The organism is Marinobacter sp. ATCH36 (assembly GCF_023555055.1).
In the GTDB taxonomy this organism is placed as follows: Bacteria; Pseudomonadota; Gammaproteobacteria; order Pseudomonadales; family Oleiphilaceae; genus Marinobacter.
The window spans coordinates 1521354-1534153 of the sequence record NZ_JAMJPL010000001.1; the positions used below are offsets into that span (position 1 = coordinate 1521354).

General features: G+C 56.8%; 14 protein-coding genes. 7 read left to right on the top strand and 7 right to left on the bottom strand.

Translation table 11 applies throughout. The annotated features are described in order from the left end of the window. Window positions 1-47: 47 nt before the first annotated feature. Window positions 48-395, top strand: a complete 348-nt coding sequence (locus tag M8010_RS06935) for a c-type cytochrome (protein ID WP_250089859.1) — start codon at window positions 48-50, stop codon at window positions 393-395. A gap of 3 nt (window positions 396-398) precedes the next feature. Then, complete coding sequence (locus tag M8010_RS06940; protein WP_502846194.1) at window positions 399-827, top strand: DUF4399 domain-containing protein; 429 nt, start codon at window positions 399-401, stop codon at window positions 825-827. Between the two features lie 62 nt (window positions 828-889). Here M8010_RS06940 and M8010_RS06945 read toward each other — a convergent pair whose 3' ends face one another. The 3 genes from M8010_RS06945 to M8010_RS06955 are packed head-to-tail and all read right to left on the bottom strand — an operon-like array spanning window position 890 to window position 7030. Further along, window positions 890-2272, bottom strand: coding sequence for a sodium-dependent transporter (locus M8010_RS06945; protein WP_250089860.1), 1383 nt, complete (start codon window positions 2270-2272; stop codon window positions 890-892). Window positions 2273-2331: 59 nt separating this feature from the next. Further along, complete coding sequence (locus M8010_RS06950) at window positions 2332-3519, bottom strand: amino acid aminotransferase (RefSeq protein WP_250089862.1); 1188 nt, start codon at window positions 3517-3519, stop codon at window positions 2332-2334. Beyond that, complete coding sequence (locus M8010_RS06955; protein WP_250089865.1) at window positions 3512-7030, bottom strand: indolepyruvate ferredoxin oxidoreductase family protein; 3519 nt, start codon at window positions 7028-7030, stop codon at window positions 3512-3514. The genes M8010_RS06950 and M8010_RS06955 overlap by 8 nt, the downstream gene beginning before the upstream one ends. A gap of 157 nt (window positions 7031-7187) precedes the next feature. Between M8010_RS06955 and M8010_RS06960 the strand changes: the two genes are divergently transcribed. Continuing rightward, window positions 7188-7673 (top strand): Lrp/AsnC family transcriptional regulator, encoded by a 486-nt coding sequence (locus M8010_RS06960; RefSeq protein ID WP_284048027.1) that lies wholly within the window; start codon window positions 7188-7190, stop codon window positions 7671-7673. Further along, complete coding sequence (locus tag M8010_RS06965) at window positions 7670-8443, top strand: FkbM family methyltransferase (protein WP_250089867.1); 774 nt, start codon at window positions 7670-7672, stop codon at window positions 8441-8443. Before M8010_RS06960 ends, M8010_RS06965 begins: the two co-directional genes overlap by 4 nt. A gap of 3 nt (window positions 8444-8446) precedes the next feature. Here M8010_RS06965 and M8010_RS06970 read toward each other — a convergent pair whose 3' ends face one another. The 3 genes from M8010_RS06970 to M8010_RS06980 form a co-directional block, all read right to left on the bottom strand. After that, window positions 8447-8719, bottom strand: coding sequence for a CDGSH iron-sulfur domain-containing protein (locus M8010_RS06970; RefSeq protein WP_250089868.1), 273 nt, complete (start codon window positions 8717-8719; stop codon window positions 8447-8449). Window positions 8720-8791: 72 nt separating this feature from the next. Next, the gene (locus tag M8010_RS06975) at window positions 8792-9460 is read right to left on the bottom strand and encodes a glutathione S-transferase family protein (protein WP_250089869.1); all 669 of its coding nucleotides are present in this window, start codon (window positions 9458-9460) and stop codon (window positions 8792-8794) included. Window positions 9461-9551: 91 nt separating this feature from the next. Then, window positions 9552-10445 (bottom strand): patatin-like phospholipase family protein, encoded by an 894-nt coding sequence (locus tag M8010_RS06980; RefSeq protein WP_284047947.1) that lies wholly within the window; start codon window positions 10443-10445, stop codon window positions 9552-9554. A gap of 62 nt (window positions 10446-10507) precedes the next feature. On the opposite strand from M8010_RS06980, the gene M8010_RS06985 reads away from it, so the two are divergent. From M8010_RS06985 to M8010_RS06995, 3 genes are all read left to right on the top strand, one after another. Then, entirely contained in the window at window positions 10508-10963 is a 456-nt protein-coding gene (locus tag M8010_RS06985; protein ID WP_250089870.1) for a GatB/YqeY domain-containing protein, read from the top strand. A 93-nt stretch (window positions 10964-11056) separates the two neighbouring features. Continuing rightward, entirely contained in the window at window positions 11057-11695 is a 639-nt protein-coding gene (locus tag M8010_RS06990; RefSeq protein ID WP_250089871.1) for an SDR family oxidoreductase, read from the top strand. 5 nt (window positions 11696-11700) lie between these two features. Continuing rightward, entirely contained in the window at window positions 11701-11880 is a 180-nt protein-coding gene (locus M8010_RS06995) for a hypothetical protein (RefSeq protein ID WP_250089873.1), read from the top strand. Between the two features lie 51 nt (window positions 11881-11931). Here the strand turns inward: M8010_RS06995 and M8010_RS07000 are convergent, their stop codons facing one another. Continuing rightward, window positions 11932-12741, bottom strand: a complete 810-nt coding sequence (locus M8010_RS07000) for a hypothetical protein (RefSeq protein WP_250089874.1) — start codon at window positions 12739-12741, stop codon at window positions 11932-11934. Between the last annotated feature and the right edge of the window lie 59 nt (window positions 12742-12800).

The window sequence follows — 12800 nt, forward strand, 5'->3', positions numbered from 1 at the left end:
CAGTCATCTCGTCTGTGTCCATCAGGATGGTCAGGGAAGGATTGGTTATGAAACTCAGAATCATACCCGTTATATTGGCGAGCGTCTTTTGCCTGGAAGCCGGGTCAGCATTTGCCGACTCCCATGGTCTGGAAACGATGCAACTGGCTGAGGAAAAGAAGTGTACAGCCTGTCATTCCAAGAGTGAAAGCGACGCTTTGGCGATAGCCCCCTCCTTTGAGAATATTGCCCAGAGGTATTCGATGGATGAAGCTGACCGGCTGGTTGAAGTTGTGCTTACTGGCGGAGAGGGCCACTGGGGTAGCGCAGAAATGCCAGATATGGGCGTTCGCACTGATGTCAGTCGTAAAGATGCCGAAAAGCTCGTGAAGTGGATTCTAGACATGGGAGAGTAAAACATGATCAACAATACACAACGCTTTTCTCTTGGTTTTATCCTCGCAGCATCGATGGTCGCCGGGGCGCACGGGGCAACACCCGCACCTGACGGGGCGGCGGTGTATTTCGTTACGCCTCTGGATGGGCAGACGGTCAGTTCTCCGGTTACTGTCAGATTCGGTCTGGACGGGCTTGGAGTGGCGCCGGCAGGCGTGGAGCGTGAGAGCACCGGGCACCATCACCTGTTGGTGGATGTAGACGAACTGCCGGCGCTGGACAAACCGATCCCTGCGGATGAACGCCACGTTCACTTTGGCGGCGGCCAAACCCAGGCCACCGTGGAACTGGAGCCGGGTGAGCATACCCTGCAACTACTGGTCGGGGACCACCTGCATATACCCCATGAGCCGCCTGTTATGTCCGAGAAAATCACCATCACGGTTGAGTAGCAGCGGAAAGGCGTGCTTCGAGGCCATGAAGTCCAGCGTTTGTTGGCGTTCCGAAGGCTTTGTCAGATCAGGTTGTAAAGGAACACCACGCCGATACCGGCGGGTGTGAGGTACCGGAGCACGAACATGAATGCTTTGTAGCTGCTGCCTTCCAGACCAATATCGGCCGGCAGGCCGTCGCGCTTCATGGCCCAGCCCGCAAACAGGGCAATGGCCAGTCCGCCCAGGGGCATCATCAGGTTGGAGACCAGGAAATCGAGCAGATCGAATACCGTCTTGCCTTCAAAGAACGTGATGAAGCCCAGGGGATGTAGATCTTCCCAGACGTTGAAAGACAACACGGTACCGATACCTATAAACCAGATTGCCAGTCCGCCGCCAAGCGCGCTTTTAATCCGGCTGACGCCTCTGTGTTCTTCTAGCCATTCCACCACTGGCTCCAGCATGGAGATGGCCGATGTGATGGCCGCTACCAATAGCAGGGCAAAGAAAATGGTGCCGAACAGGGCGCCGCCGCTCATCTGTCCGAAAGCCAGGGGCAGCGTAACAAAGATCAGACCGGGACCGGCGCCGGGCTCAAGGCCGTTAGCGAACACCAGCGGAAAGATCGCCAGCCCGGCGAGCAAGGCAACACTGGTGTCCAGAACGGCGATGGTCATCGCGGTTCTGGCAATATTGACGCTCTTCGGAAGATAAGAACCATAAGCCATCAGCACGCCTATACCAATGCTGAGTGTAAAGGCAGCGTGTCCCAGGGCGGTGAGTACCCCAGCGGTGGTCAGTTTGCTGAAATCCGGCGAAAACATGAAGCTCACGGCGCGGCCGAAGCTGCCACTGTTCATGGCATAAATCACCATGGCGACGAGCAGCACAAACAATAGGGGCATCAGCATATTGACCGCTCTCTCCAGACCTGAGCGAATGCCCCGACCAACGATGAAAACAACAATTGCCATGAATACCGAATGCCACAGAAGCAGTTCCCAGGGGTTTGCCAGCAACCCGCCGAACTGGCCGCCAATGGCTTCGGCGTCTGCGCCGGTAAACAATCCGGTGGCAGCCTTGCCGATGTACACCAGGGCCCATCCCCCGATCACGGCATAAAAAGAAAGCACCAGGAATGAGGCTATAACGCCGTTCCAGCCGATCGCTCTCCAGCCCCTGGCGGTACCCTCGGTTCTGGTCAGGGTGCGCATGGTGGCGATGGGGCTCTGGCCGCCCCGACGTCCAATCATGGTTTCAGCAATCAGTACGGGCACTCCAATCAGGAAGATGCAGGCGAGATAGATCAGAACGAAGGCGCCGCCGCCGTTCTCTCCGGTGATGTAGGGGAACTTCCAGATATTTCCCAGGCCGACTGCCGAGCCGGCAGCGGCCAGGATAAAGGCCATTCGTGAGGACCAGAGGGTGTTGGCCTGCTGGTGTGGTTGGGTATTCTGACTCATTGTGGTCTCCGGCTAGTTGTTTTTGTCGGATTGACGTTTCTGGTCTTTTTTGAAGCTGTTTACTTGCTCATGACGTCCTGTATTGCGGCCGCCACCTGGGGAAGTACGCGATCGTTCAGTCCTGCTACATTCACGCGGCTGCTTTCCAGCATGTAGACCCCATGCTCCTTCCGTAACCGGTTCACCTGCTCCGGACTGATCCCGAGGAACGAGAACATGCCCCGCTGATGGGCGATAAAGCTGAAGTCGCCAACCGGCGCCAGAGCGTGTGCAAAGGCATGGCGCAGATACAGGATTCGCTCACACATTCCGTTCAGCTCATCCTGCCACTGGGCCCGCATCCCCTGGTCGCCAAGAATGGTTTCCACGATGGCAGCGCCATGGTTCGGGGGCATGGAATAGTGGGACCGGATGACGCTCAGCAGCTGACTGGTGGCCGCCGAGTTGATGGTTGCTGTGGCGGAGATCAGAGCTAGCGCCCCCGTACGCTCCCGGTAGAGACCAAAGTTTTTTGAGCAGGATGCCGCAATCAGCATTTCCGGCACGGCATTGGCGAGATGCCTCAGGCCTGCCGCATCCGCATTAAGGCCCTCGCCCAGACCCTGATAGGCCATATCCACAAAGGGCAGCAGGCCCTTGCGTTGAATCAGGCTGGTGACTTCCTGCCATTGTTCCAGGCTCAGATCAGCACCTGACGGGTTATGACAGCAGCCATGGAGAAGCACCACATCCCCCGCTTCTGCCCCCTCAAGGGTTTCCAGCATGGCGGCAAAGTCTACCTGCAGCGTTTCTGGATTGAGGTAAGGATATTCGCGAATGGTCAGGCCAGCGCCACCAAGAAGTGGGAGATGATTGGCCCAGGTGGGTGTGCTCACCCAAACCCTGGTGTCCGGTTCGCACAAGCGCAGAAACTCGGCCGCCATGCGCAGGGCACCACAACCGCCCGGGGTCTGGACAACGGACGTACGACCATCCCGGATCAGCGGGCTGTCGCTGCCCATGATCAGCTCCGCCATGGCACTGTTGAACCCGGCAGAGCCAGCAGGCCCCACATAGCTTTTGGTCGTTTCGCGTTCCAGCAGGTGGCGTTCGGCTTCATGCACAGCGGCCATGATCGGCGTTTTGCCGGCATCATCCTTGTATACACCGATGCCCAGGTCCACTTTGTCCGGCCGGGTATCTTCCCGGAAGGTCTGCATCAGTTGCAGGATCGGGTCCTGTGGCAGGGTCTTGAGAGCTTCAAACATGGTTCGGCTCCTTATCGGCCTGTTGAGTGCGGATGAGGGTAGGGCGGCCAGTCTCCAGCGCCTGCATCAACTGCGCCTGTTTTTCCCGGATGCCTTCCGCAGCCTGCTCGCGCACGGGCCCAAAGCCCCGAACGTCGGCTGGTAATTCCGCCAGTTGCAGGAAGGTTTCGTAGTTACTGGGGTCCAGTTCCCGGCCAATGCGGTCCACAAGAATCTGATAGTCCTTCAGCATGGCGCGATCCAGTTTCCGGTCCGCTGAGTAACTGAACGGGTCCACAACCGTTCCTCGCAGGCTGCGGAATTTGGCCAGCAGCCTGAAGGCCCGGAACATCCAGGGACCGAAGCGGCGTTTTCTAGGACGTCCCTGTGCATCGGTTTCCTTGCTGAGCAGGGGTGGGGCCAGGTGGAAGTGGACCTTGAAGTCGCCCTCGAAGGTTTCATTCACTTCTTTCATAAAGTCGGTTTGCGCGAACAGCCGCGCCACTTCGTACTCGTCTTTGTAAGCCATGACGCGATACAGTTGTTGGGCCACGGCGCGGGTCAGGAGCAGGTTTGTTTGCCCCAGGCTTTCCTCGGCCTTGCGGACTTTGGCAACACTGTCCTGATACTGGACGGCCCACCTGCGGTTCTGGTAGTTGATAAGGTGCTGATGACGGGTTTCGATCAACTCATCAAGAGTTGGCTCGGGTTTCGGACCGACAACCTGCGCTTTGCCGTTGTCCAGCAGTTCGGTTACCGCGCTCAGATCAACTGCTGCCAGGCGGCCCCAGCCGAAGGCTTCCTTGTTGCGATCGATCGCAACACCATTGAGTTCGATGGCCTTCATCAGGGCTGCCTCTGTCAGCGGTATCAGCCCTTTCTGCCAGGCAAAGCCCAGCATCATCACATTGGAGAACACGGTGTCGCCCATCAGCTTCTCGGCGATTCCATTGGCATCAAGCTGATCGAAATGGTCCTGCCCAACCGCATCCCGGAGCAGACCCAGTCGCTTGTCAGCCTTCATGTCGGCATCGCGGAAGAGCACGTAATCGGCGGTGGGCAGTTCCGCTTCGTTGGCAACAATCCGGGTGTGGTTCGGCCTCAGTACGCTCAGGGCTTTCTGGGAGGAAGCCACCACCAGGTCACAGGCAATAACGGCATCGGCCTGGCCGTTGCTGATCCGCACCTGATGGAGTTTGTCCGGAGACGGCGCCATGCGAACATAGCTCAGAACCGTGCCACCCTTCTGGGCGAAGCCCATGAAATCCAGTACCGACGCACCCCGGGATTCCAGATGTGCGGCCATGGTAATCAGCTGGCCCACCGTAACCACGCCGGTGCCGCCGACGCCGCCGACGAGAAGGTCATAGGAACCGGTCATTTCTGGCAGCTTCGGAGCCGGTACACCGGCCAGCTTGCTGGTCAACACTGAGCCGGTGTCCATGCCCCGGGACTTGCGCAGCTGCCCGCCTTCAATAGTGACAAAGCTGGGGCAAAAGCCATTCACACAGGAAAAGTCCTTGTTGCAGGAATGCTGGTCAATCTTGCGCTTGCGGCCCAGTTCGGTTTGGCGAGGCACAACCGAGAGGCAGTTGGATTGCACCGAGCAATCGCCACAACCTTCGCATACATGGTGGTTTATAAAGGCCCGCTTTGCCGGATCCGGGAACTGGTTGCGCTTGCGGCGACGGCGTTTCTCGGCGGCGCAGGTCTGGTCGTAGATCAGCACGGTGCAACCCGGAATGTCCCGCAATTCACGCTGCAGCGTATCCAGTTCGGAGCGGTCGTGGAAGGTAACGTCCTTGGGGAACTGGTCTTTATGGCCATCGTACTTTTCCGGCTCGTCACTGAGCACTGCTACCCGGCGAACACCCTCGGCTGCCACCTGCTGGGCAATCATGGGAACGGTGATCTGTCCATCCACCGGCTGGCCACCGGTCATCGCCACCGCATCGTTGAACAGGATCTTGTAGGTGATGTTGATGCCAGCGGCAACGGCCTGGCGGATAGCCATGGAACCGGAGTGGAAATAGGTGCCTTCACCCAGGTTCTGGAACACGTGGGGATTGCCGGTATACCGGCTCTTGCCAATCCAGTTGACGCCTTCACCACCCATCTGGATCAGGGATTCGGTGTTCCTGCCCATCCAGGAGGCCATGAAGTGGCAACCGATACCGGCCAGAGCTTTACTGCCTTCCGGGACCTTGGTTGAGGTGTTGTGGGGGCAGCCGGAGCAGAAATAGGGCATCCGCTTTACGCCACCCGGGTCCTGGGCGTTGGACATGGCACTGATATCCGCCATGCGCTCACTGAAATCCACCGACAAGAACCGGCCAAGCCGTGCGGCCAGGAAACCGGCTACCAGTTTCGGGCTCAGCTCTCCCACATAGGGAATCAGCGGGCGCCCCAGTTCATCCTGTTTGCCAGTGATCAGCACCTCGCCGGGCCGATCCGGCTCGGACATATACTCCTTCATCTGGCTCTCGATAATGCCCCGTTTTTCTTCAATGACGAGGACTTCTTCCTTTCCGTGTACGAAATTGAGGACGCCGCGGCGCTCCAGAGGCCAGACCATACCGACCTTGTAGATATCCAGCCCCATTTCCCGGGCCTTGTCTTCATCAATGCCCAGCAGATCCAGCGCTTCGAGCAGGTCCAGGTGGCCCTTGCCGGTGGTCACAATTCCAAAACGCGCTTCCTGGTTACTGTACAGGCAGCGGTCAATAGGATTTGCGCGGGCAAATGCCTGCACCGCAGCCAGCTTGTGCTCAATACGGGTCTCCAGTTGGGGCCCGGGCAGGTCCGGCCAGCGGTAATGAAGGCCGCTTTCGGGTGCGGTGAAATCATCCGGTGTTACAAATTCCGGCAAGGGCGGCAGCTTCACGGATGCCGCACTTTCAACCGTTTCCGAAATCGCCTTGAAACCCACCCAGCAGCCGCTGTAACGGGACAGGGCATAGCCCCAGAGGCCGAATTCCAGATACTCGGCGAGGTTGGCCGGGTTGATGGTGGGCATGAAGAAGCTCATGAACGCCACATCGGACTGGTGGGGCATGGAAGAGGACACGCAGCCGTGGTCATCGCCGGCGACCACGAGAACACCGCCATGGGGTGAAGAGCCATAGGTGGTACCGTGCTTCAGGGCATCGCCGGCGCGGTCGACCCCGGGGCCCTTGCCGTACCAGAGGCCGAATACACCATCCACCTGCCGGTCATCATCGGTCTCCACCTGCTGGGTGCCCAGCATGATGGTAGCCGCCAGGTCCTCGTTAATAGCCGGTACGAAGTCGATACCGTTGTTATCGAGCAGGGTCTGGGCCTGCCAGAGCGCCTGGTCGTAGGCGCCCAGAGGAGAGCCCCGGTAGCCACTGACCATGCCAGCCGTGTTCAGCCCCTGTTTGCGATCCAGGGCGGCCTGCATCAAAGGAATGCGGACCAGGGCCTGTGTTCCGGTCAGGAAAACACGGCCTGATTCTCTCAGGTACCGGTCTTCAAGTTTGTAATTGTCGAGTTGGGGGGTATCGGCGGACATGGTGCCCTCCTTTTTGTCGATTTTATAACCAGAATTCTAGAGGGAAGTCCGCAAAAGGTGCTTGCTTATTCAGACAAGGTTTTCAGTGTTTGCGAAAGATCGTTTGATAAATGACAATAATGAGAAAGAACCTTTGATAAAAATCAGGTGTTACCAAATGAAACAGGTTGAACTCGACAAGTTGGACCGGAAAATTCTTTCGTTAATGCAGCAGGACGGTCGCATCAGCAACCAGTTACTGGCAGAGCAGGTGGGGTTGTCGCCGGCGGCTTGCTGGCGGCGAGTAAGGACGCTTGAAGAAAACGGGGTTATTCGCGGATACAGCGCCAGGGTGGATCCGGAGAGCATCGGGCAGGGCCTTTGTGTGCTGGTCAATCTGTCACTGCAGCGGCACACCATCGACAGCACGGCGGAAATTGAGCAGCAGGTCAGCAGTTATCCAGAGGTGCTTCAATGTTTTGCGGTTACCGGAAATGCTGATTTCGTATTGCGTGTCATCGTGCCAGACATGGCTTGCTATGATCGGTTTCTGAACGAAAAGATTTTCACCTTGCAGGGCATCGCTCAGGTGAATTCAAACTTTGCATTGCGGGAGATTAAAAACACCGAAACGATTCCGGTTGATGGAAGGAGCAACACATGAGCTTATTTCCAGCAGAACAACTGAAACGAACCCTGGGTCTGGCGAGATCCCTGATTATCTACAGGCGGCCTGGAAGGCAAAAGCCGCTCCGGAATCTTTACCGCCAGTTTGTTAAGAGTGGTGACCTGGTGTTCGACCTGGGCGCACACGTGGGTGACCGCACGGTCGCCTTTGCGGCACTGGGTTCAACGGTGGTTGCTGTTGAGCCCAATCCATACTTGATGCGGTGGCTTCGCAGGCTGGCCACCCCTAAAGAACGCATTGTGTTCCTGGCTGAGGCCGTTGGAAGCCGTCCCGGTACGGCAGAACTGGCACTGAGCTATCGCACCCCGACCGTGTCTTCGTTGGCCGCTGACTGGCGCCAGACGCTGCAAACCCGCGCGCCGGGATTCCGTAACATCCGGTGGGAGCAAACTATCACAGTGCCGGTTACCACGCTTGATGAAATGATCGGCAGATATGGAGTCCCCGACTTCTGCAAAATCGACGTGGAAGGGTTCGAGGCGGAAGTGCTGGCGGGACTGACCAGCCCGATACCAGCGCTGTCTTTTGAATTCGTATCTGGCACCCTGGACCAGGCAATTCTCTGTCTAGAAGAGCTGCAACGGCTCGGGGAATACGAGTTCAATGCCATATCCGGAGAGAGGCGGAGTTTTCTCTGGCCCGACTGGCAACGGTCCGACCGGGTCCGCCGATGGCTTGCCGATGGCCCGGCCGGTATTGCCTCTGGAGATATCTACGCAAGATTTATCAGCGCAAAGCCGGCTTGATTATTAACCGGGTCCCTCCGCGCCAACCTGATTTTTGTCGAACTGGGAGTGAGTGCCGTCACAATAAGGCGCATCGCTGGTGTGTTTACACTGACAGAGGAACGCGTGGCCATCCTCTTCTGGCACGAAGCTCTTTGGAGTGATACCGGTACCTTTGTGAGAGCCGTCGCAGAAGGGTTGGTCGCTGGACCGCCCGCAGGCGCAAAACATGTACTTTTTACCCTTCTCCAAGGTAACTTTTTTGGGCTTGTTGTCTGCAATGACGGGGTTGCTCATAGACTCTCTCCCTTGTTGTACCGATATTTTCGATCTTACCGTTGGTGCGGTTTGGTGTCAGCCAGTTCCTGATCAGGCAAAATCATAGTCTCCACCCTTTTCAAGAGCCTTCTGGTACGCAGGCCTGGCATGCACTCGCTCGACCCAGGCGGTGATATGAGGCCGGTTCTTGCCGACAATACCCCGTGCTACTGAGGCTTCCAACGGAAAACTCATCTGAATATCGGCTGCACTGAGATTATCCCCGAGAAACCAGGTGTTTTTCGCAAGGTGGGATTCGACAAAATCCAGGTGTGTCTTGATCATCGGGCCGATGAATATTTCATTGGTTTTGTCTGAAATGCCTTTTGCCACTGGTTTGATAAAAAACGGCATCGGGCTGGTTTTCACTTTTTCAAACACCAGGCGCATCACCAGCGGAGGCATCAGGGAGCCTTCGGCGTAATGCAGCCAGTAGGTGTAATCAAGCCAGGCTTGGCCGCCTGCCTCAGGCAGCATGGTGTCTTTGCCGTAGGTGTGGGCAAGGTATTCGATAATGGCACCGGACTCCGCCACCACCAGATCGCCGTCGGTGATCACCGGTGATTTTCCCAGCGGATGCACCTTTTTCAGGCTCTCAGGCGCCAGCATGGTTTTGGGATCACGCTGGTAACGCTGAATTTCGTAGGGCAATCCCAGCTCTTCCAGCATCCAGAGAACGCGTTGTGAGCGGGAATTGTTAAGGTGGTGAACTGTGATCATGCAGGAACTCCGTTCGCTTCAAAAAATGAGCAGGTATGGAAAGTAGGCTTAAAATGGCTTTTTGGTTCACTGCTGCCCGTGCGTTGCGTCGCTAGTTTCGTTTACGGGCGGTAAAGGAGTGGTGTTTAAGGTCTTTGATAATCTCGGGTACCTTGAGGGGCAATAACTTCCCGCCCGCTTTAATAAGGCTGATCACGGCATTCATCCGCTTGTACCATAGCACCTGGTGAATCTTTGCCTTCATGGGGCGGTAGCCTTCCTGATAAAGCTCATCCACGCAGTCAGCATTGTTGGTAAGGCTATAACGGCTTAAATCCAGCGCCACGGCTATGTCCGCCTTTTTTAACTGCTTGCGGGTATTGAAGTCGATACCAATGTTGATGGCATTACTAATCACATCGAGCGTATTTTCCGGTTTTGGGTAGCGGCCCACATGGCTCAGATCGACGGCCACAGTGATACCCGCTCCCATTTTTCCCAACGGTGAGATCGGGACATTTTCAACCAGACCACCGTCTACCAGAATGCGACCGTCGATCTCCACTGGCACAAACAGGCCGGGTACAGCCATGGACGCACAGACTGCGTCCGCCAGATTTCCTTCTCTGAAAATCAGCTGCTCACCCGTTTCTATATCCGTTGCGCAGATGGCCAGAGGAATGTCGGCATCTTCGATCCTGCAATCGCCCAGATCTCGATGGATCATTTCCCGAATGGTATCGGTGCTGAACAGGCCTCCGCGCTCAAAGGTGAAGTTGATAATCTTCGACAGATTCAGCGTTGAGCAGACGGAGAGTATAGACTCTGCCGGACGGCCGAAGGCATGATAACTGGCGATCAGCGCCCCTGCACTGGTGCCCGAGATGCAATGAATCCTGATTTGCTCTTCTTCAAAGGCCTTCAAAACGCCGATGTGGGCAATGCCCTTGGCAGCTCCGCCCCCGAGGGCGAGGCCGATACGTGTATTAAAGGGATTGAGTTTCATGCTGAAGGCCTGAAGATGATACAAAGGGGATATAGTGATATTAATGTTAACAGAGGTCGATTATGGCGGAACTGTCACTCAAGGAAAAATTGGGCAACGCGGTAAAGAACGCGATGCGAAGCAAAGATAAAACCCGGCTTGTCACTCTTCGTATGGCCCAGTCTGCGGTCAAGCAGATCGAGATTGATGAACGCCGTGAGCTGTCTGACGAGGACGTCCTGAAGGTGTTGGATAAAATGCTCAAGCAACGCCGTGACGCTGCCAGTCAATACGACGATGCTGGCCGCGAGGAGCTGGGTGATAAGGAACGGGCAGAAATGGTGATCATCGAGGAATTCATGCCCGCTGCCCTGACCGAGGATGATCTGGACGCCCTGATCCGGCTGGCTATCAGCTCAACCAACGCCCAGGGCATGCAGGATATGGGGCGCGTGATGAACGAGCTGAAACCCCAGGTGCTCGGCCGCGTTGAGATGGGCCATCTGAGCAAGAAGGTACGGGCTGCGTTGGCGGCCTGACGGGTGTTCCCGTGTTTTCCGCCTTGAATTGTCGGTGCCGCGCACTCAGCTATAAAAGTTAGATACGCCAAATGCCTAACCAGGAGATTCGCCATGCATGTGTTCATTGCCGGAGCTAACGGGCAAATCGGTCAATACCTGTTGCAAGAATTGGCAGACAGCGATCATGAGGCACGTGCGTTGATCCGCCACCCGGATCAGGGGCCGGAATTGCAGCAGATGGGTGCTACGGAAACCGTGCTTGGCGACCTTGAGCAGGACTGCAGTGAGGCCATGAAAGGCTGCGATGCTGTCATTTTCACTGCGGGCTCTGGCCCTCATACCGGGCCGGATAAAACCATCGATGTGGATCAGGACGGTGCCATCCGGCTGGTGGATACGGCCAGGGCCATGGGTATAAAGCGTTTTATCATGGTAAGCAGTATGCGAGCTGAGGAGCCGGAGAAAGGGCCGGAAAAACTCCGTCATTACCTTCAGGCCAAACACAATGCTGATGAGCATCTGAAGAACAGCGGTCTGAATTACACCATTGTTCGTCCGGGCCAACTGACTAACGATGAAGGCACAGGCAAGGTTGCTGTGAGTGCCAGGTTGGAGAGTTTCGGCAAGATTCCACGGCAGGATGTTGCACGCGTGCTGCTCGCGGTGCTGGATTCGGATAATACCGACAACCGTGTTTTCGATGTGGTATCCGGCGACACACCGGTGTCTGAGGCGCTGGCTGGAGCCTGATAACCATGGACACCCTGCTGATAATTCTCGCTGTTCTTTTTGTGGCACTGATTGTCATTATCCCGCTGGTGGAAAAATACGCCCCGAAGGGTGAACCCCATAGCTTTGGCAATATCACCCGCTGGATCATTCCGCTGATGATACTGGTTCTTGTGCTGCAACTGCTTCGGCAATATTTCATGTGAGGAGCGGGGCGACATGCTCGGGTTGAGAGCATTGCGTTAACGAACACCGATCTACCAGCCGAGCATGATGCTCCCCAGAAGGGCATCGCCCAGACTTAGGTCCTGGGTGCCCGCCTCCAGGTCCCGATACTGGACACGGGTATCCAGACTCGCGCCAATTCCCAGAACTACCGTCGGCCACAATCTGTCACCCGAGCTGACCCGGTAGGTCAGCTCCGTTCTCCACTCGCGCAGATAAAGCGTGTTTTCGACTTCCCGTGCCTGATCAAGGGTTGCCCAGCGATCTCCCTCGCGCTCCAGCCGAATCTCCCAGCGTCTGCCGGGGCTTTGCCATCTCACCAGGACGGGCAGATCCATCAGCCAGTGGCCGCTATCACTGGCGTGCTCCCAGCGCACCCTGGGAAGCCAGCGGAATGAACCGAAGCGATGATCGCCGCCAACTCCCAGGCTCAGGGGCGAGCCCTCACTGACTGCCCGAAACATCGCAATACGGCCATTTACCACATCACTATGAAATGTTCGATGCTTGAACATATTGGATGTACCGGCAAAACCAGCCTGCGCTTCCACGCGGTAAAGCCGGTGCTGCCATTGGCCACCGAAGGTTAACCGGTGCAGATGGCCATTGTGAGCCGGTTCACCGGTGCGTATGCGCAGAGGCTGATAATCGTAATCAACACCGAACCTGCCGGCGGCGATCTGGCGACGCCAACCCAGCCCACGCTGGGAGCGGGTCACCTCGGTGGTCGAGGGCACACTTTCCGGCCAGTCGTAGGGCTGCCATTGGCGGTAAAGCAGATATAGGTCACTGGAGGCCTGAGCAGGGCGCGGCAGGGCAAGGGCGGCTAGCAGAAGAACCACCGGAGGGGAAAGACATGAAATCGCACGACCTATGATTCGAAAACAATGCCCATTGCACA

What these genes read in the sequence shown, in the direction of transcription:
- M8010_RS06955 (WP_250089865.1), bottom strand. Translation starts at nt 7,030, where the DNA reads ATGTCCGCCGATACCCCCCAACTCGACAATTACAAACTTGAAGACCGG.
- M8010_RS06975 (WP_250089869.1), bottom strand. Translation starts at nt 9,460, where the DNA reads ATGATCACAGTTCACCACCTTAACAATTCCCGCTCACAACGCGTTCTC.
- M8010_RS06980 (WP_284047947.1), bottom strand. Translation starts at nt 10,445, where the DNA reads ATGAAACTCAATCCCTTTAATACACGTATCGGCCTCGCCCTCGGGGGC.
- M8010_RS06935 (WP_250089859.1), top strand. Translation starts at nt 48, where the DNA reads ATGAAACTCAGAATCATACCCGTTATATTGGCGAGCGTCTTTTGCCTG.
- M8010_RS06940 (WP_502846194.1), top strand. Translation starts at nt 399, where the DNA reads ATGATCAACAATACACAACGCTTTTCTCTTGGTTTTATCCTCGCAGCA.
- M8010_RS06965 (WP_250089867.1), top strand. Translation starts at nt 7,670, where the DNA reads ATGAGCTTATTTCCAGCAGAACAACTGAAACGAACCCTGGGTCTGGCG.
- M8010_RS06990 (WP_250089871.1), top strand. Translation starts at nt 11,057, where the DNA reads ATGCATGTGTTCATTGCCGGAGCTAACGGGCAAATCGGTCAATACCTG.
- M8010_RS06995 (WP_250089873.1), top strand. Translation starts at nt 11,701, where the DNA reads ATGGACACCCTGCTGATAATTCTCGCTGTTCTTTTTGTGGCACTGATT.
- M8010_RS06950 (WP_250089862.1), bottom strand. Translation starts at nt 3,519, where the DNA reads ATGTTTGAAGCTCTCAAGACCCTGCCACAGGACCCGATCCTGCAACTG.
- M8010_RS06960 (WP_284048027.1), top strand. Translation starts at nt 7,188, where the DNA reads ATGAAACAGGTTGAACTCGACAAGTTGGACCGGAAAATTCTTTCGTTA.
- M8010_RS06970 (WP_250089868.1), bottom strand. Translation starts at nt 8,719, where the DNA reads ATGAGCAACCCCGTCATTGCAGACAACAAGCCCAAAAAAGTTACCTTG.
- M8010_RS06985 (WP_250089870.1), top strand. Translation starts at nt 10,508, where the DNA reads ATGGCGGAACTGTCACTCAAGGAAAAATTGGGCAACGCGGTAAAGAAC.
- M8010_RS06945 (WP_250089860.1), bottom strand. Translation starts at nt 2,272, where the DNA reads ATGAGTCAGAATACCCAACCACACCAGCAGGCCAACACCCTCTGGTCC.